Source organism: Phaeobacter sp. JH20_26 (genome assembly GCF_048056275.1).
In the GTDB taxonomy this organism is placed as follows: domain Bacteria; phylum Pseudomonadota; class Alphaproteobacteria; order Rhodobacterales; family Rhodobacteraceae; genus Phaeobacter; species Phaeobacter bryozoorum.
Window position 1 is genome coordinate 122,303 of record NZ_JAYMWL010000013.1, and the last position, 25,278, is coordinate 147,580.

Annotated in this window: 20 protein-coding genes; 6 read left to right on the forward strand and 14 right to left on the reverse strand. The window is 63.5% G+C overall.

The window, feature by feature from the left end:
- Window positions 1-156 precede the first annotated feature (156 nt).
- The 3 genes from VWY60_RS06460 to VWY60_RS06470 are packed head-to-tail and all read right to left on the reverse strand — an operon-like array spanning window position 157 to window position 3,442.
- A complete protein-coding gene (locus VWY60_RS06460) occupies window positions 157-1,623 on the reverse strand; it encodes a sulfatase-like hydrolase/transferase (RefSeq protein ID WP_416540087.1) in 1,467 nt (488 codons plus the stop codon).
- On the reverse strand, window positions 1,620-2,435 hold the full coding sequence (locus VWY60_RS06465) for an MBL fold metallo-hydrolase (protein WP_416540088.1): 816 nt from the start codon (window positions 2,433-2,435) through the stop codon (window positions 1,620-1,622). The genes VWY60_RS06460 and VWY60_RS06465 overlap by 4 nt, the downstream gene beginning before the upstream one ends.
- The gene (locus VWY60_RS06470) at window positions 2,432-3,442 is read right to left on the reverse strand and encodes a hypothetical protein (RefSeq protein WP_416540089.1); all 1,011 of its coding nucleotides are present in this window, start codon (window positions 3,440-3,442) and stop codon (window positions 2,432-2,434) included. Before VWY60_RS06470 ends, VWY60_RS06465 begins: the two co-directional genes overlap by 4 nt.
- Before the next feature lie 180 nt (window positions 3,443-3,622).
- On the opposite strand from VWY60_RS06470, the gene VWY60_RS06475 reads away from it, so the two are divergent.
- Window positions 3,623-4,513 carry a GlxA family transcriptional regulator gene (locus VWY60_RS06475; RefSeq protein ID WP_416540090.1) on the forward strand — a complete coding sequence of 297 codons (891 nt, stop codon included), beginning with the start codon at window positions 3,623-3,625 and terminating at the stop codon, window positions 4,511-4,513.
- Window positions 4,514-4,802: 289 nt separating this feature from the next.
- On the opposite strand, the gene VWY60_RS06480 is transcribed toward VWY60_RS06475, so the two are convergent.
- From VWY60_RS06480 to VWY60_RS06500, 5 genes are all read right to left on the reverse strand, one after another.
- Window positions 4,803-6,140, reverse strand: a complete 1,338-nt coding sequence (locus VWY60_RS06480; protein ID WP_416540091.1) for a pyruvate dehydrogenase complex dihydrolipoamide acetyltransferase — start codon at window positions 6,138-6,140, stop codon at window positions 4,803-4,805.
- Window positions 6,141-6,152: 12 nt separating this feature from the next.
- Window positions 6,153-7,538 (reverse strand): pyruvate dehydrogenase complex E1 component subunit beta, encoded by a 1,386-nt coding sequence (locus tag VWY60_RS06485; protein WP_340545753.1) that lies wholly within the window; start codon window positions 7,536-7,538, stop codon window positions 6,153-6,155.
- A 16-nt stretch (window positions 7,539-7,554) separates the two neighbouring features.
- On the reverse strand, window positions 7,555-8,568 hold the full coding sequence (pdhA, locus tag VWY60_RS06490; protein WP_340545752.1) for a pyruvate dehydrogenase (acetyl-transferring) E1 component subunit alpha: 1,014 nt from the start codon (window positions 8,566-8,568) through the stop codon (window positions 7,555-7,557).
- Window positions 8,569-8,871: 303 nt separating this feature from the next.
- Window positions 8,872-9,171, reverse strand: a complete 300-nt coding sequence (locus VWY60_RS06495; RefSeq protein ID WP_340545751.1) for an FtsB family cell division protein — start codon at window positions 9,169-9,171, stop codon at window positions 8,872-8,874.
- Window positions 9,172-9,427: 256 nt separating this feature from the next.
- The gene (locus VWY60_RS06500; protein ID WP_416538880.1) at window positions 9,428-10,618 is read right to left on the reverse strand and encodes a phosphoglycerate kinase; all 1,191 of its coding nucleotides are present in this window, start codon (window positions 10,616-10,618) and stop codon (window positions 9,428-9,430) included.
- A 193-nt stretch (window positions 10,619-10,811) separates the two neighbouring features.
- On the opposite strand from VWY60_RS06500, the gene VWY60_RS06505 reads away from it, so the two are divergent.
- The 3 genes from VWY60_RS06505 to VWY60_RS06515 all read left to right on the forward strand — a co-directional run bounded on the left by VWY60_RS06505 (window position 10,812) and on the right by VWY60_RS06515 (window position 13,071).
- Window positions 10,812-11,318: a peptidylprolyl isomerase gene (locus VWY60_RS06505; protein WP_416540092.1), complete on the forward strand. Its 507-nt coding sequence runs from the start codon at window positions 10,812-10,814 to the stop codon at window positions 11,316-11,318.
- Complete coding sequence (locus VWY60_RS06510) at window positions 11,311-11,862, forward strand: peptidylprolyl isomerase (protein WP_340545748.1); 552 nt, start codon at window positions 11,311-11,313, stop codon at window positions 11,860-11,862. The genes VWY60_RS06505 and VWY60_RS06510 overlap by 8 nt, the downstream gene beginning before the upstream one ends.
- A gap of 201 nt (window positions 11,863-12,063) precedes the next feature.
- Window positions 12,064-13,071, forward strand: a complete 1,008-nt coding sequence (locus VWY60_RS06515; RefSeq protein WP_416540093.1) for a DUF3179 domain-containing protein — start codon at window positions 12,064-12,066, stop codon at window positions 13,069-13,071.
- 88 nt (window positions 13,072-13,159) lie between these two features.
- Here the strand turns inward: VWY60_RS06515 and VWY60_RS06520 are convergent, their stop codons facing one another.
- From VWY60_RS06520 to VWY60_RS06545, 6 genes are all read right to left on the reverse strand, one after another.
- Window positions 13,160-14,656 (reverse strand): calcium-binding protein, encoded by a 1,497-nt coding sequence (locus VWY60_RS06520; protein WP_416540094.1) that lies wholly within the window; start codon window positions 14,654-14,656, stop codon window positions 13,160-13,162.
- A 225-nt stretch (window positions 14,657-14,881) separates the two neighbouring features.
- A complete protein-coding gene (locus tag VWY60_RS06525) occupies window positions 14,882-16,126 on the reverse strand; it encodes a calcium-binding protein (protein ID WP_416538877.1) in 1,245 nt (414 codons plus the stop codon).
- 247 nt (window positions 16,127-16,373) lie between these two features.
- Window positions 16,374-16,916 carry a bactofilin family protein gene (locus VWY60_RS06530; RefSeq protein WP_416534837.1) on the reverse strand — a complete coding sequence of 181 codons (543 nt, stop codon included), beginning with the start codon at window positions 16,914-16,916 and terminating at the stop codon, window positions 16,374-16,376.
- Window positions 16,906-18,237 (reverse strand): DUF5930 domain-containing protein, encoded by a 1,332-nt coding sequence (locus VWY60_RS06535; RefSeq protein WP_416540095.1) that lies wholly within the window; start codon window positions 18,235-18,237, stop codon window positions 16,906-16,908. Before VWY60_RS06535 ends, VWY60_RS06530 begins: the two co-directional genes overlap by 11 nt.
- 462 nt (window positions 18,238-18,699) lie before the next feature.
- Window positions 18,700-19,578 carry a ferritin-like domain-containing protein gene (locus VWY60_RS06540; RefSeq protein WP_416540096.1) on the reverse strand — a complete coding sequence of 293 codons (879 nt, stop codon included), beginning with the start codon at window positions 19,576-19,578 and terminating at the stop codon, window positions 18,700-18,702.
- Window positions 19,579-19,734: 156 nt separating this feature from the next.
- Window positions 19,735-20,196 (reverse strand): peroxiredoxin, encoded by a 462-nt coding sequence (locus tag VWY60_RS06545; protein WP_416540097.1) that lies wholly within the window; start codon window positions 20,194-20,196, stop codon window positions 19,735-19,737.
- A 100-nt stretch (window positions 20,197-20,296) separates the two neighbouring features.
- Here VWY60_RS06545 and VWY60_RS06550 point away from each other — a divergent pair, with 100 nt between their 5' ends.
- Both VWY60_RS06550 and queA read left to right on the forward strand, forming a co-directional pair.
- Window positions 20,297-23,953, forward strand: coding sequence for a DUF3971 domain-containing protein (locus VWY60_RS06550; protein ID WP_416540098.1), 3,657 nt, complete (start codon window positions 20,297-20,299; stop codon window positions 23,951-23,953).
- A 125-nt stretch (window positions 23,954-24,078) separates the two neighbouring features.
- On the forward strand, window positions 24,079-25,149 hold the full coding sequence (gene queA, locus VWY60_RS06555; RefSeq protein WP_416540099.1) for a tRNA preQ1(34) S-adenosylmethionine ribosyltransferase-isomerase QueA: 1,071 nt from the start codon (window positions 24,079-24,081) through the stop codon (window positions 25,147-25,149).
- The last annotated feature ends 129 nt before the right edge of the window (window positions 25,150-25,278 follow it).

The following is a 25,278-nucleotide window of genomic DNA, read 5'->3' on the forward strand; positions in this document are numbered from 1 at the left end:
GGTAGCTTGAATGTGGTACGAGATCTACTGCAACCCTGCCGCCGCATCGCCGCAAGTCGGTAGTGAGCCCATATCTACCGGTGCTGCAATCAGCTCGAATGGCCGCATCGCTATTTTGCTGCGAATTTCGACCGTGAAAGCCGGTTGCCCCGTGTTTCAGGTGCGGACGTATTGTGACGCCGCGTCCTGGGCCGCTGAATAATCCCAGGCCGTGCCGTTTGCCTTCATCGCGTCATTGACCACCTGTTTCATGGCAAGCCGGTCCCAGACGTCGGATTTGATTTTCTCCAGATCGAAATAGCCGCCGGTGATTTCGCGGTTCAGCCTAGCTTCGATTTCGGTATAACCGGGATCGCCTGCCAGGTTGTTCCATTCACCGGGATCTTGCGCCAGGTTGTATAGCTGCGGCGCTGAGCCGTGGCAGTAATGATATTTCCAGTCGCCCAGCCGCACCATAAAGCTGGGGCGCATGATCCCTTCGCCGTGGTATTCGGAAATCACTGGAATGACATCAAGACCGGCCCCGTGAATAGCTGGCAGCAGGGATCGGCCTTCCAGCCGCCGCACCGGTTCCTGCCCGGCGATATCAATCAGGGTTGCGGGCAGATCCAGCAAGGAAACCGGCGTGCCGATTTGCCGGGGCTCAGCCCCCGGAATGTCTATGAACATCGGGATCCGGGCGGACCATTCATATAGGCCCCTTTTCTGGATCATGCCCTTTTCCCCCAGCACTTCACCGTGATCCGATGTGACGATGACGATCGTTTCTTCGCGCAGGCCGCTGTCTTCGAGAACCTCCAGAAGCTCGCCGATTTTGTCGTCTACATAATGGGCCAAGGCGGCAAAGCCGCGGCGCATCGCAATCAGGTTTGCCGGATCGCGGATCTCATCGCCCCGGATATGCAGCCCGTGCCAGCGGCGCAAAGCGAGATCATAGTCAGAATACCTGGCATCCATGTCATCGGGATAGTCAGGCAGCGGGATATCTGCATCCTTGTACCTCTCCCAGTACTTCTTGGGGACCTTGTAGGGCGGATGGGGGTTGGTAAAAGAGACTGTCAGCAGCCAGGGATTGCCCGGGGCGTTGCGCAGAAACTCCAGCGATTTGAAATGGGTCTCTTCGTCATATTGAAGCTCCTTCGACCAACCCGGCCCGATGTTTTCGGCCAGGTATTGCGGGGTGAAGTCAAATGCCTTGAAGTTCGGATCGTTTTCCGGAGGCAGCGGGTAGGACCAGATGAACCCCGACGGATAAACGTCCGTATTCAGGCGGCGCTGGAACCCGTGCAGCTGATCGGCGCCGATGAAATGCATTTTGCCCGCCAAAACCGTCTCATACCCGGCATTGGTCAGGTAATGCGCAAAGGTCGGGATGAAACTGTGATAGGGGTCGCCATTGTCATAACAGCCGGTGGTCGAGGTGTAGAGCCCGGTCATGAAACAGGACCGCGCGGGCACGCAGATCGGGCTGGGCGTATAGGCATTGGTGAAATTGGCCGAACGCCGGGCCAGCGCGGTCATGTTTGCCGTCCTCGCGCCAGTACCGCCGCATGCCTCAAGCATGAAGGGCGTCATCTGATCGGCCATGATCAGCAGGATGTTCGGTTGCTTTGTCTTGGTCATGCAGAGGTCTCGCAGGGGCTGGTTGAGAAATCGGGAAAGAGATCCGGGGACAGAACGCCCGAAATGTGGCTGCACAAAAAACGCGCGTTGCCGCGGCGCATGGCGGATATGATCCGGCTGCGGCTTGCCTTCAGCGCGGCCGCATCCGCCCACCAGGGGCACAGGCCCGGATCGGCAATTTCGGCCGCCACATGAAACAGATCTGCCAGAAAAAACAGGACCTCGCCGTCCGAGGAAACACGCACCACGCGATGGCCCGCGGTTTCACCCGGGGCGTCGAGCAGGCGGATTTCCTCCGGCAAGGGTACGGCGCTTTCACCCAGGTCCAGCAATCCGCGCCGGTACAGCATTTCAAGTGACGCAGGGTCGGCGGCATCGCCATCGGCCCGTTGCGCTTCAGGTGTCAGCGTGCCGTCGGCCCAGTCTTGCGGCGGAAGAACATGCCGCGCCGTTGGGAAGGCAGGTTCATTGCCGGGGCCGGCCACACCGCAGAAATGGTCGTGATGCCCATGTGTCAAAAGGATATGGGTGATACCCCCCGGGGAAATTCCGGCCTCCTCCAGGCGTTGCCCGATGCTGCCGCCTGCAGATCCGGTTTCCGAGTAGCACCGGGGATCGCAGGCATCGATCAGAACCGAAATGCCAGGCCCGCCGATATGCAGGCAGTTCACCGGCAGCCGTGTTTCGCCGCCCGCAACAGCCAGGGAACCCGGAGGAAACCAGCGGCGCAGATCGTCGAAGATTTCACCCAGGGGCAGGACCGTGATACGCAGCGCCCCTACCTCAACCCTTTGCACCGGCCAGCCTGTCATCCCTTGGCTGCCGCACGGAATTTCCGGGCATATTCGCCACGGTTTTTCACAAACCATAACGGTTGCCCGGGCTGCCACCAAAGCTTACCCAGGGCGTTGTCCGGATAGCTGGCCGCAAAGAACGGCTGATCCTCCGGCGGCAGCACCTCTCGTGCACCCTTTGCCGCCGGGTTGGCCCCAAAGGCTGAGGCATACAATGCAGAACCGCTTGGAGTGTTGACCCAGGAAATCCAGTCCTGCGCGGGGCCCGGGTCAGCCCTGGCGCTCAGGACAAAATTCTGCAGGTAGCAGTTTGCGCCCTCCGCCGGGGCGGCAAAGGCAAATGGCATTCCCTGCCGCGTCAGGGCCGCTATTGTCGTGTCCCAACTGTAGCCGATCACGCACCCGCCGGATCGGAACGCATCAATGCCCTCTTCCTCGCTGAACCAGAAGCGCGCGATATGGGCTGCATGCCCGCAAAGAAAGGCGCAGATGACATCGTAATTGGCAATCATCCGCTCCTCAAACGCATAGGAATCGACAAACGGGAACGGCAGCTTGCCGGCACTTTCCAGCGCCCGCCCGGCAGCGACAAAGGCCGTGTCCTCGCGCAGGGTCAAGCGCCCGACAAAAACAGGGTCAAACAGCGCCATCAGGCTGGCCTCAGCCCCGTCAAGCGGCGCCTTACCTGTGTGATGCCCGATGCCGGCCCCGCCCCAGAGATTGGGTGAGCCATAGCGCTTGCCCCGGATGATCGTATGGGCATCGGCATGAAAGGCCGGGTCAATCCGCCCGTATCCGGCCCGGTCCTCATCCAGCGGGGCGATCAGCCCGCTGTCAAGCCAGCTGGCCAGCCTGTCGGTGGTCGGGCAGGCGATATCGAAATCTTCGGTTTGCGCCGACGCGTGCATCTCATCCTGATTGCGAACTCCCCGGAAAGTAACCGCAATTCCGGTGTCGCTGGTGAAGCTGTCAAACACTTTGCTCAGCCCCGCATCATACCCTTGCCAGCCCAGAATGTTCAGCATGGTTCCCCCCGCTCCAATCATCGTCTGGCAGCAGATTTGCATGGCCGCAGGCTTCGATAGTACGGTATCCTGCCAGAATGATATGGAGTACCGCCAATGCCTCCTAAGAAGCTCGCAGTCTTTGCCGTTCACTCCGGGTTTTCACTCTTTGGCTACGGAATCGCGCGTGACTTGATCCGCATGGCCAATGACACCGGCAGCAACGTGCAGGTTGAGGCGGTCACCGCCGCCGGCGCCCCAGGCCCGGTGCGCAGCTCCTGCGGAGCGGTGGTCCTGGCAGATCACGGCTGGCCGGTCATTCCACAGGCCGACTACGTGTTTGTCTGTTCGTCCCGTGATCTGTTGCCAGAAGACTCCCACGCGGCCCTGCTCGCGGGCCTGCGGGCGTGCCACCGTCATGGCGGCTGGGTCATTGGCCTTGGCACCAGTATCTTTGCTTTGGGCCAGGCGGGATTGCTGGCGGGCAGGCGGGCTGTGGCACATCCGGCGCAGCTTCCGGCGCTGGAAACCGCGTTTCCCGAAACCCGTTTCACCTTCCAGCCCTTCCTGATCGACCAGCGGGTTGCAACCTGTGCCGGCGGAGATGCGGTAACCGACCTGATGCTTGAGCTGCTGTCGCGGACCTTCGATTCTGCAATTGCCGAGAACGTCCGCCGGTATGTGCTGCTCAAACCTGAGCGTTCGGAAACCTTTGCTGCATCCATTGGACTAAAAGGTTCGCTGGAAAGTCTCGACCCGCGGCTCGCCCGCTATATTCAGCTGGTCGAGCAGACCCTCTCAGCCCCAAGGCCCCTGGACGAGATTTGCGCCGCAATCGCTACCTCCAGCCGGACGCTTTCACGGCTGACCCGCGCTGTGTTCGACTGCACCCCAGGCGAGCTGTCAGCCCGGATCCGGCTGAACTACGCCGCCGGCCTGCTGAAGTCTTCCTCCAAGAGCTTGCCGGATATCGCGGAAGCAAGCGGCTACCGAAGCACCCCCCATTTCTCAGAAGCCTTCAATGCGCGTTTTAAAATGAGGCCGGGGAAGTACCGGACACTCCAAAAGCAGCCACTCGAGCAAAAAGAATGAATGGCAGAAAAGTCCCGCTGTGTGTGAATTCACCAGGTCCAACACCTCGCAGCCGCAGCGAATGACCGGAACAGCGGGCCGCGCCGCAGCATAAAACCTCACCTGGTTGCTTCAAACGGCCGAGTTTGCAAAGGGCGCTTCTGCGCGTCGCTGTCTCTGGCAATCGTCCAGCTGCGCCCGCGCGCGGGAGGCTTAAGCTGGCCTTTGGAACAAGACACCCGCTCCACAAAAAAGGACCGGAGCGCTGCGCCGGTCCTTTCCTTTTGCTTGTCCGTTGACCTGTGGCAGTTTAGGCCAGCATCATCATCGGGTTTTCAAGGTTGTCCTTGATCGCGTTCAGTAGTTCGGCGCCAAGTGCGCCGTCGACTACGCGGTGGTCGACGGACATGGTCACCGACATGACGGTGGCCACGGCCAGTTCGCCATCCGCACCGACAACCGGTTTCTTCACCCCTGCGCCGACGGCAAGGATGCCTGCGTGCGGCGGGTTCACGATGGCGTCGAAATTGTCGATGCCGAACATGCCGAGGTTGGAGATCGCAAAGCTGCCGCCCTGATATTCATGCGGCGCAAGCTTGCGGTCGCGGGCGCGTTTGGCGAGGTCTTTCATCTCCGTCGACAGCGTCGAGAGTGATTTGGTCTCGCTGTTCTGCAGAACGGGTGTGAACAGGCCGCCCTCGATCGCGACCGCGACCGCCACATCGGAGGCCTCCATCTTCAGCACGCGGTCACCGGCCCAGACGGCATTGGCATCCGGCACGGCCTGCAGCGCCAGGGCGCAGGCCTTGATGATGAAGTCGTTGACCGAGAGTTTGACGCCACGGCCCTCGAGCTGTTTGTTCAGCTCGCCGCGGAACTTCAGCAGCGCATCCAGCTGGATGTCGCGGCGCAGGTAGAAATGCGGCACCGTCTGCTTGGCCTCGGTGAGGCGGGCGGCGATGGTTTTGCGCATGCCGTCCAGTTTGACCTCCTCATAGCTGCGGCCTTCGTACATGCGGGCGACCTGATCGGCGGAGGGGCCTGTGGGGGCGGCGGCTGCGGCAGGGGCTGCGGCGGCTGCCGGAGTGGCTGCTGCCGGGGCGGCGGCGGCCTGTGGTTTGGCGTTTTCCACATCGGCCTTCACGATGCGGCCACGGGGGCCGGAGCCGGAGATGGCGGCCAGATCCAGCCCTTTGTCAGCCGCGATACGGCGCGCCAGGGGCGATGCAAAGATGCGGTTGCCATCGGCGCCCTGCGGGGCTGCGGGCGCGGGTGTTGCCGCAGCGGCGGCCTCTGCCGGCGCCGGGGAAGAGGCCGGGGCGGCTTCCTCGGACGCCGCCGGGGCGGCCTCGTCTGCCGCGGCTGCGGGGGCAGCCGGGGTGGCGCCGATGTCGTCGGCACTTTCGCCCTCTTCCAGCAGCACGGCGATGGGGCTGTTGACCTTCACGCCTTCGCTGCCTTCGGGGATCAGGATCTTGCCAATCACCCCTTCGTCGACGGCTTCGAATTCCATCGTCGCCTTGTCGGTTTCAATCTCTGCCAGCAGGTCGCCGGAGGCGACGGTGTCGCCTTCCTTCACGAGCCATTTGGCAAGGGTGCCTTCCTCCATGGTGGGAGAGAGGGCGGGCATCAGGATTTCTGTGGGCATCGCTGTCTCTCCTTACCGGTAGGTCACTTGTTTCACCGCTTCGATCACCTCATCGGTGGTGACCAGCGCGTGTTTTTCGAGATTGGCGGCATAGGGCATGGGCACGTCCTTGCCGGTGCAGGTGATCACCGGGGCATCGAGGTAATCAAAGGCCTCCTGCATCACCACAGAGGAGATGTAGCTGCCAACAGAGCCCTGCGGCCAGCCTTCCTCGACGGTGACCAGACGGTTGGTCTTCATCACCGATTTGATGATGGAGCCGGTGTCCATCGGGCGCAGGGTGCGCAGGTCGATGACCTCGGCGCTGATGCCATCCTCGGCCAGTTTCTCCGCCGCTTCCAGCGCATAGGTCATGCCGATGCCAAAGGAGACGATGGTGACGTCAGTGCCTTCCCGCCAGATCCGGGCCTTGCCAAAGGGAACGGTGTAATCATCCAGCTTCGGCACTTCAAAGGATTTGCCGTAGAGGATCTCGTTCTCGAGGAAGATCACCGGGTTGTTGTCGCGGATCGCGGTTTTCATCAGACCCTTGGCGTCGGAGGCGGAGTAGGGCATCGCCACCTTCAGGCCGGGGATCTGCATGTACCAGGCGGCGTAATCCTGGCTGTGCTGCGCGCCCACGCGGGCAGCGGCACCGTTGGGACCACGGAACACCATCGGTGCACCCATCTGACCGCCGGACATATAGAGCGTCTTGGCGGCAGAGTTGATGATGTGGTCAATCGCCTGCATGGCGAAGTTGAAGGTCATGAACTCCACAATCGGGCGCAGACCGCCAAAGGCCGCACCGGTGGCGATGCCGGCAAAACCATGTTCGGTGATCGGGGTGTCGATCACGCGCTTGGAGCCGAATTCGTCCAACAGACCCTGCGAGATCTTATAGGCGCCCTGATATTCGGCGACTTCCTCGCCCATCAGGAAGACATCGCCGTCGCGGCGCATTTCCTCGGCCATGGCGTCGCGCAGGGCTTCGCGGACCGTGGTCTGCACCACTTCGGTGCCTTCGGGCCAGTCCGGGGTGGTGTCCACCTCGGGTGCGGCGGGGGCTGCGGCAGCAGCGGCGGCGGTTGCGGGCGCCGCAGGTGCCTCTGCCGCCGGCGCTTCGCTTGTGGAGGGCGCGGATGCTGCGGGGGCCGCATCGGGGTCGTAGCTTTCGCCCTCTTCCAGCAGCACGGCGATCGGGCTGTTGACCTTTACGTTCTCGGTGCCTTCACCGATCAGGATCTTGCCGATGACGCCTTCGTCAACGGCTTCGAATTCCATCGTCGCCTTGTCGGTTTCGATCTCGGCCAGAATATCGCCGGAATTTACTGTATCGCCCTCTTTGACCAGCCATTTGGCCAGGGTGCCTTCCTCCATGGTCGGCGACAGGGCGGGCATCAGGATTTCAGTTGCCATATCGTATTACGTCCCCTCAGGCGGTTTCTTGCGGCAGCTCATCCGCATAAATATCGGTCCAGAGTTCATCGAGCGCCGGTTCCGGGCTCTCCTTGGCGAAGTCTGCGGATTTGTTGACGATGTCCTTGATCTCTTTGTCGATCACCTTGAGGTCGTCCTCGCTTGCATGTTTGCCGGTGAGCAGCATGTCGCGGACCTGTTCGATGGGATCGCGTTCCTCGCGCATTTTCTGCACCTCTTCGCGGGTGCGGTACTTGGCGGGGTCGGACATGGAGTGGCCACGGTAGCGGTAGGTCTTGACCTCAAGGATATAGGGGCCTTTGCCTGCGCGGCAGTGGGCGACGGCGCGTTCGCCGGCCTCTTTCACGGCCAGCACATCCATGCCGTCCACTTCCTCGCCCTTGATGCCGTAGGCTTCGCCGCGTTTCCACAGGGCGGGGGATTTGGTCGAGCGCTGCACCGAGGTGCCCATGGCGTATTGGTTGTTCTCGATCACGAAGACGACCGGCAGATCCCAGAGCTGGGCCATGTTGTAGGTCTCGTAGACCTGACCCTGGTTGGCGGCGCCATCACCGAAATAGGCGAATGTCACGCGGTCGTTGCCTTTGTATTTGTCGGAGAAGGCGAGGCCTGCGCCCAGTGGCACCTGCGCGCCGACGATGCCGTGGCCGCCGTAGAAATGTTTCTCTTTCGAGAACATGTGCATCGAGCCGCCTTTGCCCTTTGAGTAGCCGCCTTCGCGGCCGGTCAGCTCGGCCATGACGCCGTTGGGGTCCATGCCACAGGCCAGCATATGGCCGTGGTCGCGGTAGGAGGTGACGCGTTTGTCGCCCTCTTCGGCGGCGGCCTCAAGGCCGACAACAACCGCTTCCTGTCCGATGTAGAGATGGCAGAAGCCGCCAATCAGACCCATGCCATAGAGCTGGCCGGCCTTTTCCTCGAATCGCCGGATCAGCAGCATCTCGCGGTAGTACTCGAGTAGCTCTTCGGCAGAAACGTTTGGTTTCTTGACACTTTTTCTCGCAGCCATAGTGGCGGGCTCCCCCTTAAGGCTAGATAGTTTAATGCTAAACTAGTTCATAATGGATTTTGTTACGTCATGCGAGTGTTATTATGACGTGCCGTCACCAAGGGGTAAAGGCGATGGTGTTTCACCAGTGTTTCAGCGGTGTACCGGGGCGTTGACCTGAGGGCTGATCGGGGGCTGGCCTGCAGCATGGGGTATCGGCTGGCATCGCGCGGCGCAGCCTTGCGCCCGCCGGACAGCAAAACGCCCGCGAGCGAGGCTGCGGGCGATCACATGTTTCAGAGCGGTCTGCGCCGGGGTGGCTGTTTAGCGGATGACGATTTCATCCGAGCGCAGCAGGCCCAGAACGGAGCGGGCCTGTTCATCCAGCAGGTCCAGATCGAGGTAATCATCGGACAGCCGGTGGGTGAGGTTCTCCATCTGCGCGGTCTCACGCTTCAGCTGGTCGAGATCCTGACGCAGCGCTTCCACTTCGGCCTGGATCTCGACCCGCCTGAACAACCCGAAATCCCCCTGCACGGCAGCGAAGGTGAAATATGCGCTCAGCGCGAATGCAATCGTGGAAAAGACGAATGCACCCAGAGAGGGTCGATTGGTTCGGGTCACGGTGATGGCCTGTATGATCTGCTGCTCAAGTCTCGCGCCGGTTTACCCGGCGTCTGCAACAATACTGCCACAGGCATCATGGTTTGTGAAAGGTGAAAATTGTTAATTATGAACATTCTGACGCAAAAACGCACCCCAACCGGATGGCAGGGGTGCGAGGTGTTAATAAGTGGTTAACGGATCTTGCGGGTCTCCGCGATCTTAACCTTTTGGCGGCGATACCGGCCTCCGGCCTGCGACAGGTGGCAGATTCGGGTCAGCCCTCCAGTGCGGCGACGCCGGGCAGGGTCTTGCCCTCCATCCATTCCAGGAAGGCACCGCCCGCGGTGGAGATATAGGTGAAATCAGCCGCAGCCCCGGCCTGATTGAGGGCCGCAACGGTATCGCCGCCCCCCGCGACGCTGACCAGCGCACCGGATCTGGTCAGCGCGGCGGCCTGTTGTGCGGCGGCATTGGTGGCAGCATCGAAGGGCGCGATTTCAAAGGCGCCCATGGGGCCGTTCCAGATCAGCGTTTTGGAGGCGGAGAGCGTATCGGCGACGGCCGCGACAGTCTGCGGGCCTGCGTCGAGGATCATCGCATCGGCGGGGCAGGCGTCGGCGGCGACGGTTTCATTGTCGGCCCCGGCCTTGAATTCGCGTGCAACGACGACGTCGACGGGCAGGATGATCTTGCAGCCTGCTGCCTCGGCTTTGGTCAGGATCTCGCGGGCGGTGTCGGCCATATCGTGCTCGCAAAGCGATTTGCCCACATCAATGCCCTGTGCGGCGAGAAAGGTATTGGCCATGCCGCCACCGATCACCAGATTGTCGACCTTGCCGACGAGGTTGCCCAGCAGTTCCAGTTTGGTGGAGACCTTGGCACCGCCAACCACGGCGGTGACCGGGCGCTGGGGTTGGCCGAGGGCTGCGTCAAGCGCTGTCAGCTCGGCCTCCATCAGGCGGCCGGCGCAGGCGGGCAGCAGACGGGCCAGCGCCTCGGTCGAGGCATGGGCGCGGTGGGCGGCGGAGAACGCATCGTTGCAATAGATATCGCCCAGCTGGGCCATCTCAGCCGCAAGAGCGGCGTCATTCTTCTCCTCGCCCGCGTGGAAGCGGGTGTTTTCCAGCAGCAGCACGGCACCTGCGGGCAGGCCCGCCAGCGCCGCCTCGGCAGCGGGGCCGCGACAATCGGCGGCAAAGGTCACCGGCGCGTCGAACGCGGCCTCAAGTGCGGGCACCAGCGGGCGCAGCGACATCTCTTCGACAACCTTGCCCTTGGGGCGGCCGAAATGGGCCAGCAGAATCGGGGTGCCGCCCTTGGCGAGGATATCCTTGACCGTTGGGGCGACGCGCTGAATGCGGGTGTCATCGGTGACGCGGCCATCCTCGACCGGGACATTGATATCGACGCGCACCAGAACGCGCTTGCCTGCCAGGTCCATCTTGTCGAGTGCGGTCCAGCCCATGATCATATCCTTCTGTTGGTCGCGTGTGTTGGTCGTGCTGTGCGAGGCCAGTCGCGCGGAGGCGGGCTGGCGCTGTTGGCGCGATGTTTCGGGGCTTTTTGCCGCCCAGTCAATGCTCCGTGACCAAAGCTCCCTTGGCAATCGGCGGCGCGGGGCTTAACTATCGGGCGAATGCAAAGCACAGGAGGGCCACATGGCCGAGATCAAGGATCCCGAAAACACCATCATCATGGAGCTGAAAGACGGCAAGGTGGTGATCGAGCTGCTGCCCGATGTGGCCCCCCAGCACAGCGCACGCATGAAAGAGCTGGCCCGTAGCGGTGAATATGACAATGTGGCGTTTCACCGGGTGATCGACGGCTTTATGGCGCAGACCGGCGACGTGCAGCACGGCGATATGGAAGACGGGTTCAACCTGCGTATGGCAGGCACCGGCGGCTCTGACCTGCCGAATGTGCCGGCGGAATTCTCCAAGCTGCCGCATGACCGTGGCACGCTGGGCGCGGCGCGCTCCGCCAATCCGGATTCGGCCAATTCGCAGTTCTTCATCAACTTCAAGGACAACCATTTCCTGAACGGTCAGTACACGGTCTATGGCCGCGTGATCGAAGGTATGGAACATGTCGATGCGATCACCCGTGGCGAGCCGCCTGCGAACCCCGACCGCATGATCAGCGTCAAGGTGGCAGCCGATGTATAAGCTGGCAGCGGTATTTGCGCTGATGGCGGGGCCTGCGCTGGCCAGCGGTCTGGAGATCGCGGTCGAGGGCGAGGGCGCCAATGGCACCATCAAGATCGACCTGTTCGAGGATGTGGCCCCCAAACATGTCGAGCAGATCACCGCGCTGGCAGCCGAGGGCAAATATGATGGCGTGGTGTTTCACCGTGTGATCGAAGGCTTTATGGCGCAGACCGGTGATGTGGAATTCGGCAAGCTGGGTGGCGATATGCGCCGCGCAGGCATGGGCGGTTCCGAGCGCTCGGACCTGCCGGCCGAATTCTCCGATCTGGAGTTCGATCGCGGTGTGGTCGGCATGGCCCGCTCACAGGATCCCGACAGCGCCAATTCGCAGTTCTTCATCATGTTTGCGCCGGGGCATTTCCTCAATGGTCAGTACACCATTGTGGGCAAGGTGACCGAGGGCATGGATGTGGTTGACGCGATCAAGCGCGGCAGCAGCAGTCAGAACGGCGCCGTTGTCGGCCAGCCCGATGTGATGAAAACCGTCACAGTGACCGAGTGATCCTGCGATCCGGCCTGCCGGATTGACCTGATATATATTGCAACGGCCCGTACCCTGCGTGGTGCGGGCCGTTTGCTGTTTCAGCTTGGGATACGCGCGCCTGTCACGGGCTTGTGCGGTGCATGTGAAGGGATTTTGCGGCAGGCTGTGCGCCTCAAGATCAGTTGCGAAGCTGGTCGCAGGTCAAGGGGGAGCGCAGAGATGTCACGGCTGGCGATAGGGAAACGGGATCCGCTGCGCGCCGGGACGGTCGGCGCTGTGCTAGCGGCTTTGCTGGTGATGCTGGGCGCTGTTGCGGCGGCTGATCCGGCGCAATGGGCGCGGGAGTGGCCGCAGACCGATTTCAGCCGCTCCGCCGTGGCCAGCTGGGATGAGATCAAATCCGGCGGTCCGCCAAAGGATGGCATTCCGGCGCTGAGCGATCCGGCGTTTCACCCGGCGGCGCAGGTGACGGGGCTGAGTCCCGCCGAACCGGTGGTGGTGCTGGATCTGCCGGGGCAGGCGGCGCGGGCCTATCCGCTGCGCTATCTGATCTGGCATGAAATCGTCAATGACCGGGTCGGTGGCACGCCGGTTGCGATCACCTATTGTCCCTTGTGCAATTCCGCCATGAGCTTTGACCGGCGGGTGGCTGGCCGCACCCTGAGCTTTGGCGTCACCGGCAAGCTGCGCCAGTCCGATATGGTGATGTATGACCGCGAGAGCGAGAGCTGGTGGCAGCAGGCCACGGGCACCGGCATCGTGGGCGAAATGACGGGCCGGGAGCTGCGGCAGCTGCCGAGCTGGCTGGACAGCTGGCAGGCATTTCGCGCCGCCTACCCAAAGGGTCTGGTGATGGCTGAGCCGCGCCACAACCGCAGCTATGGCCGCAATCCCTATCAGGGCTATGACCGGTCGAACTGGCCGTTTCTTTATGATGGCGCGCCGCCGCCCCATGGTATCGCGCCGCTGGCGCGTGTGGTGCGGGTGGGGGACCGGGCCTGGCCCCTGGCGCGCTTGGCCAAGGCCGGGGAAATCCGCGAGGCGGGGGTGGTCCTCAGCTGGCGGGCCGGGCAGGCCTCGGCGCTGGATGCCGGGCAGCTGGGCAAGGGGCGCGACGTCGGATCGGTGCGGGTGCGGGGACAGAACGGTGCGGATCTGGCCCATGATGTGATGTTTGCCTTTGCCTATCATGCTTTCTGGCCCAAGGGGCGCTGGATGCTGGAGTGAGGGGGCGGTGCTCAACCGAGTTCTGCACGAAAAAGAGGGCGCACCGGCAAAGGCGCGCCCATAGCCATATTCTGAGAGCGGTATCTAATCAGAACAGGAAGTTATCGGTATCCATCAGCTGATCGACGGTCACGTCTTCGACCAGCAGGGAGACATTGGCGAAGGTGACGCGCACATCCGCGCCGAGCTGTGCAAATCCAAGGTGGTCGATGCGGGTTGCACCGCGGGTGATCTCGATCACATCCTCGCCAAGGCGGAAATCGGTGATGGTGTCCTGACCGGAACCACGGCCAAAGACAAAACTGTCGGCACCGCTGCCGCCGGTCAGGCGGTCATGGCCGGGCTGACCGATGAGCCGGTCGGCGCCGTCGCTGCCAAACAGCGTGTCATGCCCGCGCCCGCCCAGCAGGAGATCATCGCCGGCATCGCCGCGCATCACGTCGTGGCCACCGCCGCCGCTGAGCCGGTCGCTGCCGGTACCGGCGGTCATCGTGTCATTGCCGCGCCCACCGGTCAGGCTGTCGTCGCCCGTCCCGCCGGTGATCAGATCGCGCCCGTTGCCACCGTCAAGCCGGTCATTGCCGTCGCCGCCATCAAGCGTGTCGGCGCCACTACCGGCCCTCAGCGTGTCGTGGCCTGCGTTGCCGTCAAGGCTGTCGTGGCCGCTGCCGCCGATCAGCAGGTCATTGGCATTTTCGGCCGGGCCAATCTCGTTGTCGCCACGCAGGGTGTCATTGCCAGCGCCGCCGATCAGCGTGTCATTGCCAAGACTGCCACGCAGGTTGTCGTGACCGGTCTCACCGGAGAGGTGATCGTCCCCCAGCTCGCCGTCGAGGAAATCATTGTTGCGCCCGCCCGACAGGGTGTCGGCGCCGGTGCCGCCCAGCAGGAAATCCTTGCCCGCGCCGCCGGTGATGCTGTCATTGCCGCCCCGGCCATGGATCATGTCGGAGCTGTTGCTCTCCGCCGCGTTGCGGGTGGTCAGGATATCGTCGGCGCTGCCGCCTTCCTGAATATGCAGGGTCTGGGTGGCGAGGCGCACCGTCTCCACGCTGAGCAGTAGGTCCTGTCCGACCCGCGTCGTGAGCTGCGCGCCTGCGATGTCGTCAAAGGCAAAGCTGTAGCTGGTGATCCCCTCCGCCAGTCGCAGCTCATCCTCGCCGGGGCCGCCGATGATGGTATCATTGCCGCCGCCTGCCTGAATGGTGTCGTTGCCGCCAAACCCCAGGATCCGCTCGCCACCGTTCCAGGCCGAGGTGATGGTGTCATCGCCCGCCAGCGCCAGTGCCAGCAGCGAATGAAGGTCACTGGTGGCAATCATCTGCGAGGGCAGGCTGAAGCCGCTGACTGACAGGATCAGGGTCTGGTGGTGGAACAGGGCAAAGCTGTTGAGCGGGCTGTCCGCAGTCAGATTGCCGGTCTCGTCAAAGGTGAACCTGCCCTGAAACACCAGCACAAAGTCGCGGTATTGCACGGCGATCTGGGTCTCGGATGTGCTGAGAACAGCCACTTTGGTAAAGTCGAAGTCATTGAAATCAAACGGCGGCGCCATATTTGACGCGGCCGCTACAAAAAGCTCTGCCATGGTCTGACCTGCTGCCTGAATGCCCGTTGCATCTTTTTGATGCTTTTGTCGGAAACCTAGGGGGCGGGTCTGGATCGGGGAAGTCTCGGGTTAACGAATAATTAACCTTTGTTAATTCTGTTGCGAAAACTCTGCACCGTGTGCACGGCGGACTTGTCGCCTGCGGTATTGAAAAAGGCGCCCCGATTGGGGGCGCCCTTGGTCAGTGCTGATCTGCGATATCGCTCAGAAGAGGAAATTGTCCGCCGCCTCGATCTGCTCAAGCGTGCTGTTCTCGACCAGAATGGTGACATCGGCGAAGGCAATCTGAACATCGGCGCCCAGCTGGGTGAAGGTGAGATCCTCGACCCCATCCGCGCCACGCCCGATCTGAATAAGATCCTCGCCAAGGGTGAAATCGGTGATGACATCGCTGCCATAGCCACGATGGAAGACAAAGGTATCGGCGTGAGCGCCGCCGGTCAGCGTATCGTCACCCTCCTGACCGATCAGCCGGTCGCTGCCGCCATCACCATAGAGGCGGTCGTCTCCCTGGCCGCCCAGGAGTGTATCCTGGCCGGAGTTGCCGCGCAGGAGGTCGTGACCTGACTGACCGCGCAGCTGGTCATTACCGCCGCCGCCGATGAGTTTGTCTCCGTGGGACCCGCCGACGATAATATCGTCGCCAAGATCGCCAGCCAGCCAGTCACGCCCGGTGCCGCCAAGCAGGAGATCATCCCCATCGCCGCCTTTCAGCGTGTCATGGCCCGTGCCGCCGAGCAGGCGATCGTTGCCTTCTTCGCCCAGCAGCATGTCGCGCCCGGAGAGGCCAGAGAGCGTATCGGCGCCACGTCCACCAAGCATCATGTCGCTGGTCAGCTGGGCATCCTGATCGCCGCTCAGCGTGTTGTCGAAACTGCTGCCGGTGCGCAGCGCGAAGCTGCGGTTGGCAAATTGCAGTTGTTCGATCGACACCAGCGTGTCGCGGCCATCGGCGGACTCCAGCGTGATGGTTCCATAGAAGGACGACGCGGAAGCGCGGCCAAAATTGTCGTTGATGATCAAACGATCGGTGCCAGTGCCGCCATTTACATAGTCATTGCCGGTGCCAAGGCTGATGACATCGTCGCCGCCATAGGCCAGCCAGCGGTTGCCCTCGGTCATGTTGGAGGTGATGGTATCATCACCGGTCAGCAGCGCAGCTTCGAGAGCGCTGCCGCTGGACGAGGCGAACCGATAGAAGTTCATCGAAAATTCGCTGAAGGAATAGACCGTTGTCCTGCCGGTCGCCACGGACATGGAGTTCACGGTCCACAGGTAGGGAGAGGATGAGGCGAAGGTTCCGGTCAGGGTGACCGAGGTATCACTGGGGGAGGTAAAGTACAGCCGGTTGCTGGTTCGGCTACTCAGGCTGAGACCTGAAAACCCAAGATCGTTGATGCCATCCAGGGTCAGCGTTCCGGTGGGATCATTTACAGTAAAAATTGCCATAACAGAAAGAGATCCTGATGAGAGATGCAGCAGACCAAATGCCTGCAACTTTAACGGTCTCGTACAGTGAGCAACCTATGCCTGCAAGATCCGCGCCTAAGAATCGCGCTGCATTCACCGGGCGACGTCGCGCCCGCGTGCTGCGATAGTCGGGTCAGACGGGCAGATGACGATGGCGCAGCAAAAACGCCGCAGGCGGAACCTGCGGCGTTGATTTTTTATCGATACGGCCAATGGAAGGCTCGGATCAGCTCTCGGCTTTATGCGCGGCGGTGGCTGCGGAGACGGCGGCGGAGGGGGCCGGTGCCGGGGCTGCGGCGCGGGGCGCTGCGGCTTTGCCGGGGTTCAGCGGGTCGTCCTGACGCTGAACGGAGCCTTCGAAATGGGCGCCGCTTTCGATTGCGATGGTCTTGTGGATGATGTCGCCTTCGACGCGGGCGGTCGAGGTCAGGCGTACCTTCAGGCCGCGCACACGACCGACAATGCGGCCATTGATCACCACGTCATCGGCGGTCACTTCGCCCTTGATAGTGGCGCTTTCGCCAATGGTCAGCAGATGGGCGCGAATATCGCCTTCGACGGTGCCTTCGACCTGGATATCGCCGGTGGTCTTGAGGTTTCCGGTGATGTGCAGATCCGAGCTGAGCACGGAGGCCGGTGGCTTGGCCTTGGGCGCGGTGGCCTTGAAATCGCTGGCGGGCGGAACCGGAGCGGAAGACGGCGCAGGTGCCGCAGGGGTTGCTTCGGCCGCTTTCTGGCCGGGCTCGTTGATTTTGCTTTTAGAAAACATTTCTCGCAGCCTTGATATAGATCATCGGGTTTACGGGGTTGCCATTGACCCGAACCTCGTAGTGGAGGTGGGTCCCGGTGGACCGTCCGGTGTTACCCATATCAGCAATGTGATCCCCGCGCGAGACCCTTTGACCGACCTTCACGCGGAGTTTCGAATTATGGGCATATTTCGTCTCAATGCCAAAGGCATGTTGAATTGTCACAAGTTTTCCGTAGCCGGATTGCCAGCCGGCATGAGTCACCACGCCATCGGCGGTGGCAAAGATATCGGTGCCGGTCTGTCCGGCGAAATCGGAGCCTTTGTGCAGGCGGCGGCCGCCGGTTTTGGGGTCGCGACGATAACCAAAGCCGGAGCTGCGGCGCACCAGGTTGAGGTTCACCGGCGAGGCGAAAGGCGCCTTCTGCGCGGCCAGCCGATAAAGGTTCAGCTGGTTCATCTGGTGCAGCAGGTCGTTGGCTCTGCGCTCTTCGCGGGTGGGTTCCTCACCGCGCGTGGACAGGGCTAAAGGGCTGAGCGGACCGCCCTGACCGCTGTAACCGCGCCGGACCTGTTCAAGAATACGGTCGGTGGGCATTCCGGCACTGCGGAACATCTTGTCGAGGGGGGCGACGGAGACTTCCATCGCCTCTTCCAGCTGGCGGAAGATCTGATCGTTGCGCTCATCCATCAGCCGCAGTTCCAGCTCCAGCGCGTCGCGCTGTTCAAGCGCGGATTGGGCATTGGCTTCGATCTGGTCACGCTCCGCGGCGGTTTCGGCCAGCGCCTCGGCCATGAATTCCATCTGCACGGGCGCGGTGACGGCCATCAGCTGGGCCGGGCTGTCGGCGGCGGTTTCCTGTTTCAGCGCGGCGAGGGCGTCGCGGGCGGCTTCGCGATCCTTCATGGTCTGGCGCAGAGTGGTCTGGATCACCTCGATGCCGGTTTCCAGCTCACGGCGGCGGGTCTCGGAGGCCAGCAGCTCGGATTGCATGGAGGAAATCTGCGTCAGAGCGGCGTTGAACCGTTCCTGGGCGGCCAGCGCCTCGGCGGCGCGGTCGTTGCGCTCGCTCGACAGCGCATTGAGCCGCGCACGATAGGTCATCTGGTCGCGCTTGGCCTGTTCGCGGAAATTGCCGGAGCCGATGCTGTCCATCAGCACGATGGCGGTGGCGACGATGGACCAGGCCACCAGCAGCGCCATGCCGGCAAAGGCGATGAGCTGGGTTTCGGAGCGCAGCCGGATGAAACGGGTATCCGTGTCGGATTTGAGGAACACACGTCGCTCCGGGAAACGACGTTCAAGAAATGCGTGAATTTTGATTGCCAGACGTGTTCGCACGCTTTGGTCCTTGTCCTGCCCCAGTTGTCGCACTGCCTGTACCGGCGCTCCTCCTGCCGGTGTGACGGTCGGTTCCGGTCCCCCTCGGAGCGCCCCTGTCGCAGTGCCTGGACGCGCAGATACGCGCCATGGCGAAAGGGAATAGCCAGCCGGAGGAATTTGGGCAAGCCTGTTGGCCCGGTGTTCGGCGGGAGGGCGCGGAAACCGCGCGGCAGGGCGAAGATCAGCGGGTGAATGAGCGAAAAATCGCCGATAACCGCCCGATCCGGGGTGTGAGGCCGGTAATGGGGCTGCGGCGGTCGGCCTGCCGACACGGGGCAGGCTTACCGGATCGGAGGGGTGTTCAGGTCAGGTTGCTGGACCGTCTGCGGCGTCCTGCGCAGGCCGCTGGGAGCGCGCGCTATTGGCCACTTCGCGGAGCCGATGGCGCCGCGCCCCGCACCTGTTGTGGCTGTGGGTGGCCTAGCGCAGGGCCGGGGGCTTCATCGGGATATCTTCGGTGAGCGGCCAGTAGAAATCGGGCGGGATGCCGGCCTCGGCACGTTTTTCCTCGTTGAAGGGCGGTTTCAGATGGCCATGGAAATATCGACCGACGAGATCGTGAAAGACCTCTTTCGGGTCCAGATTGTCGCGTCCGCAGAGGAAATGGAACCATTTCGATCCATAGGCCACATGGCTGACCTCTTCGGCGTAGATCACCTCCAGCGCATCAACCGCCTGGGTGAGCTTGGCCTTGCGGAAAATCTCGATCATGCCGGGGGTCACATCCAGGCCGCGCGCCTCAAGCACCATCGGCACGACGGCGAGCCGACCCATCAGATCCTCGGCGGTGTCCTCGGCGGCGCGCCACATGCCGGCATGGGCCGGAAGATCTCCGTAATGGCTGCCCAGTGCCTCAAGACAATCACACATCAGATTGAAATGTTTGGATTCTTCATCTGCCGCCTTGACCCAGTCGTCAAAGAAGCCAAGCGGCATCTGCACATGAGAAAAGCGGGCGATGATGTCCCAGTGCAGATCCACCGCATTCAGTTCGATATGGGCTACCGCATGTAGCAGCGCCTTGCGGCCGGCCTCTGATCCGGGGCGGCGGCGCGGCACATCGCGGGGGTTCAGCAGCTCCGGGCGCTCGGGGCGGGCCGGGTGCAGCGGCGGGTTGGCGGTGCCGATCTCGATCTTATCCGCATCACCGGCGCGCGAGGCAAACCAGTGCGCGGCGTGGCGACGCGACAGCGCGGTTTTCTCGCGCCCGTCGGCGGTGGTCAGCACCTGCTGCGCCATCTGCGCAAGGGTGAGCGGGGCGGTGGTCTCGGCTGCGGTCTGCGGGGCGTCGCTGGTCATCTGGGCGGGTCCGTTACTGGCGGTGGGCTGCTCTTGTCCCTCCCTGCCACCGGCGGCTGTGGCGCGCAACCCGATAGGCGGCCCCGCGTCAGGCCGATCTGGATCAGCGGGGCGGCCGGCACGGTGGGCGGAATGGCTGGCGGGATGGGGCCGCGTTCAGAGCGCCTGCGCCGCCTCCAGCACCTCGGCGACATGGCCGTCAACCTTCACCTTGCGCCAGATCCGGGCGATATTGCCCTCGGCATTGATGAGGAAGGTCGAGCGTTCGATCCCCCAGTGTTTCTTGCCGTACATGTTCTTTTCTTTCCAGACGCCATAATCCTCGCAGGTGGTGCCGTCGGCGTCGGACAGAAGCGGCGTGGTCAGCCCGTGTTTGGCGACAAATTTGTCGTGTTTGGCAACCGGATCCTTGGAGATGCCATAGACCACGGTTCCGGCATCGGCAAAGGCCTGCAGGTGCTCGGAAAATCCGATGGATTCCTTGGTGCAGCCCGGGGTATCATCGCGGGGGTAGAAAAACAGGACAACGGCCTTGCCGCGCAGCTCCTCCAACGTCACGGTGCCACCGCCGTCGCGGGGCAGGTTAAAGGAGGGCGCTGGGTCTGAGGGGGCGAGCATAAGTTAAGGTCTCCAAAACGGTTTCGCAGGGTTTGCGTGCCATAGTTAGGCCATCACGGGCAAAGGGAAAGCAAGGATTAAACCGGTCTCACCCATAGCGGTGGATCCCGAGCGGGAGCCATCTTCCTCTGTGTCGGCGCAGGCCACGCAGGAGGCTGCACCCGATGGGGCTGCGGCGGATGAGGATGTGGCTGTTGCGCGCGCGGTGCCGCCGCCGGAGGGGGTTGTCTATCTGGGCCCCGATGAGGCGCCACCGGCAGAACCGGTGGAACAGGCGGTGCCGGTGCCGGGGCCTCGTGCGTCGGACGGGATTTCGGCCGGGGATCTGGGCATTTCTGCGGCGGCAGGGGCTGATCTGCCGCCCGCGGCGACGGTGCGCGCGCGGCCCCAACGTCGACTGCTGCGGCGGATGCTGCGCAGTGCGACCATCACCGCCGTGCTGCTAGCGCTGCTGGCAAGCGGGGTTGTCTTTCTCGGGCTGGGTACGCGCATAGATGCGCCGGACTGGCTGCGCGACCGGGTGGAGCGGCGGATCGAGCAGCACCTCGGCGGTCTGAGCATTGAATTCGGTGCCATTCATCTGGTGGTGAACCGGGGCTGGCGGCCCCGTGTCAGCCTGCGCGATGTGACCCTGCGCGATGAGACCGGCGCGCGGGTGGCGCGGCTGGCGGACGCGCAGGCCTCGCTGGCGATGCGGCCGCTGCTGCGCGGGCAGATCCGACCCAAGACGATCATGCTGAGCGGTCTTTACGGCACGCTGCGGCGTGACAACAGTGGTGGTCTGGCGCTGAGTTTGGCCGAGGGGGAGGCGCCGCTGCGGCAGGCCGCCACCCTCCCTGCGCTGATCGAACAATGGGACCGGCAGCTGGAACTGCCGGTGCTGTCGGCGCTGGTTGCGGTGGAGACCGAGGCGCTGACCCTACGCTATGAGGACGCGCGGCTGGGTCGGGTCTGGACGCTGGATGGCGGCAGCATCCGCATGGGCCGGAGCGGACAGGAGATTGAGCTGGCCGCCGGGTTCTCGCTGCTGAGCGGGCGCGATTATGTCGGCACGGTCGAGGCGAATTACAGGTCAGCCATTGGCGACAAGGCGGCGGATTTCGGTGTCCTGGTCAATTCGGTGGCGAGCAAGGATATCGCCGCCCAGAGCGCCGCGCTCGGCTGGCTGGATGTTCTGGACGCGCCGATTTCGGGCTCTCTGCGCGGTGCCATCAGCAGCGAGGGTGCCTTGTTGCCGGTCTCTGCCAGCTTGCAGATTGGCGAGGGGGTGATCCAGCCCACCGCCGCCACCCGCCCGGTGCCGATCACCGGCGCGCAGAGCTATTTCACCTATCTGCCCGCGCGGCAGGAGCTGCAGTTCAACGAGCTGTCGGTGAACAGCGGCTGGGGCTCCGGCTCGATGGAGGGGCGGGCGCGGCTGATCGGGGTGGAGAACGGCCAGCTCACCGATCTGGTGGGGCAGCTGCGGTTTCAGGACCTGAGCCTCAATCCGGCGAAACTCTATGAAGCGCCGCTGGATCTGGCGGGGGTGACGGCGGATTTCAAGCTGGAGATGGCGCCGTTTCGGCTGCGTCTGGGCGAGATGCTGGTGCGTGACGGTGAGACGCGGATCCTGCTGGATGGCGAGATTTCGGCGGGGCAGACCGGCTGGGATTACGCGTTGAACGGACGCGCCAACCGGATGACCGCCGAGCGGCTGAAAGAGGTCTGGCCTGCCGCAGCCCCGCCAAAGCCGCGCGAATGGGTGCGCGAGAACCTGCTGGCAGGCTATGCGCGAGATGTGAATTTCGCGCTGCGTGGCCAGGGCACGGCAAAGCCGTTTGTCTATCTGGATCTGGCATTCGAGGAGGCGGCGGTCCGGTTTCAGAAAACGCTGCCGCCGCTGCGCGATGCGGCGGGGCAGTTCAGCCTTTATGGCAACCGTCTGGTGGTGATGGCGACAAAGGGCTGGGTGACGGCGGATCAGGGCGGGCGCGTGGATGCGGCGGGTACGTCGTTCATCATTCCTGACACTTCGGTGAAGGACGGCGCGCCGGGGATTGCCCGGATCGAGGCCACAGGCCCGGTGACGGCGGCGCTGTCGCTGCTCAACCGTCCGCCGCTGTCGGTGATGGACAAGGCCGGGTTGCCGGTGGATCTGGCGACGGGGCAGGTTGCGATCAGCGGCACGCTGGCGGTGCCCCTGCGCAAGGGCGTCACGCCTGAGGAGATCACCTATCACTACCGGGGGCGCCTGCGTGATGTCAGCAGCGATGTGCTGGTGCCGGGTCAGCGCGTGGCGGCAAAGGCCCTGAGCCTGAGCGGCAATCAGGACCATGTGCAGATCGAGGGCGGCGGCGCGCTTTCCGGGGTGCCGGGCAGCCTGATCTGGCGGCAGGCGGTGGGACCGGCGGCGGAGCGGGCGGTTGCGGCTGCGGGCGGGGCCGCGCCGGTGCGGGTCAGCGGCACCATCGAACTGTCGCAGAACACGATTGATACGTTTGATATCGGCCTGCCTGCGGGATCGGTATTCGGACGCGGCGTAGGCCGTTATGAGGTGGTGATCGACAAGGGGCAGGCGCCGCGGCTGACCCTGGAAAGCGATCTGGCGGGGCTGGGGCTGCGCATTCCGGCGCTGAGTTGGCGGATGAGCGAGGCAGGCACCGGCCAGCTGAAACTCAGCGCGACCCTTGGGGAGACGCCGGATGTGCAGGCGCTGTCGCTGGAGGCGGCGGGGCTGCGGGCGGCCGGTGCCATCACGCTGGAGCCGGGCGGTGGTCTGCGCCGGGCGCGGTTTGACCGCGTTGACCTGCAGGGCTGGTTCCGGGGCGCTGTCGATCTGGTGGGGCGCGGCGCGCGGTCGCCGGCCATCAATGTGCTGAACGGGGTGCTGGATCTGCGGCAGATGCCCGATGGTTCCGGCGGCAGCGGCAGCAGCGGTGGTGCCTCTGGCGGCACCGGGCCGATCAGCCTGCAACTGGACCGGATGCAGGTCACCGACAGTATCGCGCTCACCGGTTTTGCCGGGCGGTTTTCCACCACTGGCGGTCTCAACGGCAACTTCACCGCGGCGCTGAACGGGCAGACCGGGGTCAGCGGCGTGGTGGTGCCCAAGGATGGTGGCTTTGCCACCCGGATCCAGTCTCAGGATGCCGGTGGGGTGTTCCGCGCGGCGGGGGTGCTGCGCCATGGCTCTGGCGGGACATTCGACATGTCGCTGGTGCCGGCCTCCGGCGCCCCCGGCGAATATGACGGCCAGATCGAGGTCAAGAACACCCGGATCAAGGACGCCCCCGCAATGGCGGCGCTGCTGAATGCGGTCAGCGTTGTCGGGCTGATCGACGCGCTGGCCGGGCAGGGCATTCTGTTCACCACGGTGGAGGCGAGGTTCAGGCTGGGGGCGACCCATCTGATTGTCCATGAAAGCAGCGCGGTGGGGCCGTCGATCGGCCTGTCGATGGACGGCAATTACGATCTGGAGCGCAGCGTGCTGAACATGCGCGGGGTGGTCTCGCCGATTTATCTGCTCAACGCCATCGGCCGCGTCTTTACCCGCAAGGGTGAGGGGCTGATCGGCTTTGCCTTTACGCTGAAGGGCACGGCGGATGATCCTCAGGTGCAGGTGAACCCGCTGTCGGGGCTGGCGCCGGGGATGTTCCGCGAGCTGTTTCGCGGACCGGCGCCGCGGCTGCCGGGGGAGGAGCCGCCAGCCCCCGCCGTGCCGCGCGCCGAACGCGACAGGCCGAGCTATTCGGTTTCGCCGGGCGAAGACCGCTAGGGCGACCCGCTGCCATCGGGCCATCCATGGGCCATTCCAAGGCGATTCATGGGCGGTGTGCCGATCGCGGACAAAGGTGCAAAACCTATTGGCCAAGGGCCGCGCAACAGCCTATATCGCAGCCTATGAAACTCAGTGATTTTGACTTCGACCTCCCCGATGACCGCATTGCCACCCGTCCGGCAGTGCCGCGCAGTTCCGCGCGGCTGCTGGTGGCCGAGGGCGATAGCATCTGCGACGCGCGTGTTGCCAATCTGGGCCAGTGGCTGCGCCCCGGTGACCGGCTGGTGCTGAATGACACCAAGGTGATTCCCGCGCGGCTGAGCGGGCTGCGCCACCGCGACACCGCACAGGGGCCGATGGCCGCCAAAGTGGAGGTCACGCTGCTGGATCCCGGCGCCGATGGCAGCTGGGCGGCGCTGCTGAAGCCGTTGAAAAAGGTCAAACCGGGCGAGGAGATCGTGTTCTCCGAGGCGCTGAGCGCGACATTGGAGCGGGTCGAGGACGGGCAGGGCTACCTGACGTTCAATCTGAGTGGCACCGATTTCGATGCGGCTCTGGCCGAGGCGGGGGCGATGCCGCTGCCGCCTTATATCGCGGCCAAGCGGCCAGCGGATGAGCAGGACAAGAGCGATTACCAGACCGTCTGGGCGCGCAATTCCGGCGCGGTGGCGGCGCCGACAGCCTCGTTGCATTTCGACGAGGCGCTGCTGGCACAGCTGAAGGCCATGGGGGTCGAGATCAGCTATGTGACCCTGCATGTGGGGGCAGGCACCTTCCTGCCGGTCAAGGTCGAGGATGTGACCACCCACCGGATGCACGCCGAATGGGGCCGCGTCAGCGCCGAGGCCGCCACCGAGATTGCCGCAACCAAGGCCGCAGGTGGCCGGGTGATCCCGGTTGGCACCACGGCGCTGCGGCTGATCGAAAGCGCCGGGCAGAGCGGTGCAATCGAGCCCTGGGAAGGCGATACCGACATCTTCATCTATCCCGGTTTCACCTTCCATGTGGCGGATGCGCTGATGACCAATTTCCACCTGCCGAAATCGACGCTGTTGATGCTGGTCTCGGCGCTGATGGGGCAGGACCGGATCCGGGCGATTTATGACCATGCGCTGGCAGAAAACTACCGCTTCTTTTCCTATGGCGATGCGTCGTTTTTGATACCGCCGGTGGCGGAGATGTCGCAGACCTGAGGGATAATTTCAGCGAGAAGCATTTTTAACTGGTCTGGGCTATGGTCCTGCCGGATCCAATTGTCACCGGGTTTGCGATGGGCACACCCGGTTTTTGGGGTCTCTTGGTCATGAAGCTGCCATAAGACC

Coding starts and splice junctions, on each gene's coding strand:
- VWY60_RS06505 (WP_416540092.1), top strand. CDS start 10,812: ATGGCCGAGATCAAGGATCCCGAAAACACCATCATCATGGAGCTGAAA.
- VWY60_RS06465 (WP_416540088.1), bottom strand. CDS start 2,435: ATGACAGGCTGGCCGGTGCAAAGGGTTGAGGTAGGGGCGCTGCGTATC.
- VWY60_RS06530 (WP_416534837.1), bottom strand. CDS start 16,916: ATGTTTTCTAAAAGCAAAATCAACGAGCCCGGCCAGAAAGCGGCCGAA.
- VWY60_RS06510 (WP_340545748.1), top strand. CDS start 11,311: ATGTATAAGCTGGCAGCGGTATTTGCGCTGATGGCGGGGCCTGCGCTG.
- VWY60_RS06545 (WP_416540097.1), bottom strand. CDS start 20,196: ATGCTCGCCCCCTCAGACCCAGCGCCCTCCTTTAACCTGCCCCGCGAC.
- VWY60_RS06485 (WP_340545753.1), bottom strand. CDS start 7,538: ATGGCAACTGAAATCCTGATGCCCGCCCTGTCGCCGACCATGGAGGAA.
- VWY60_RS06460 (WP_416540087.1), bottom strand. CDS start 1,623: ATGACCAAGACAAAGCAACCGAACATCCTGCTGATCATGGCCGATCAG.
- queA (WP_416540099.1), top strand. CDS start 24,079: ATGAAACTCAGTGATTTTGACTTCGACCTCCCCGATGACCGCATTGCC.
- VWY60_RS06500 (WP_416538880.1), bottom strand. CDS start 10,618: ATGGGCTGGACCGCACTCGACAAGATGGACCTGGCAGGCAAGCGCGTT.
- VWY60_RS06540 (WP_416540096.1), bottom strand. CDS start 19,578: ATGACCAGCGACGCCCCGCAGACCGCAGCCGAGACCACCGCCCCGCTC.
- VWY60_RS06470 (WP_416540089.1), bottom strand. CDS start 3,442: ATGCTGAACATTCTGGGCTGGCAAGGGTATGATGCGGGGCTGAGCAAA.
- VWY60_RS06515 (WP_416540093.1), top strand. CDS start 12,064: ATGTCACGGCTGGCGATAGGGAAACGGGATCCGCTGCGCGCCGGGACG.
- VWY60_RS06480 (WP_416540091.1), bottom strand. CDS start 6,140: ATGCCCACAGAAATCCTGATGCCCGCCCTCTCTCCCACCATGGAGGAA.
- VWY60_RS06475 (WP_416540090.1), top strand. CDS start 3,623: ATGGCCAATGACACCGGCAGCAACGTGCAGGTTGAGGCGGTCACCGCC.
- VWY60_RS06525 (WP_416538877.1), bottom strand. CDS start 16,126: ATGGCAATTTTTACTGTAAATGATCCCACCGGAACGCTGACCCTGGAT.
- pdhA (WP_340545752.1), bottom strand. CDS start 8,568: ATGGCTGCGAGAAAAAGTGTCAAGAAACCAAACGTTTCTGCCGAAGAG.
- VWY60_RS06520 (WP_416540094.1), bottom strand. CDS start 14,656: ATGGCAGAGCTTTTTGTAGCGGCCGCGTCAAATATGGCGCCGCCGTTT.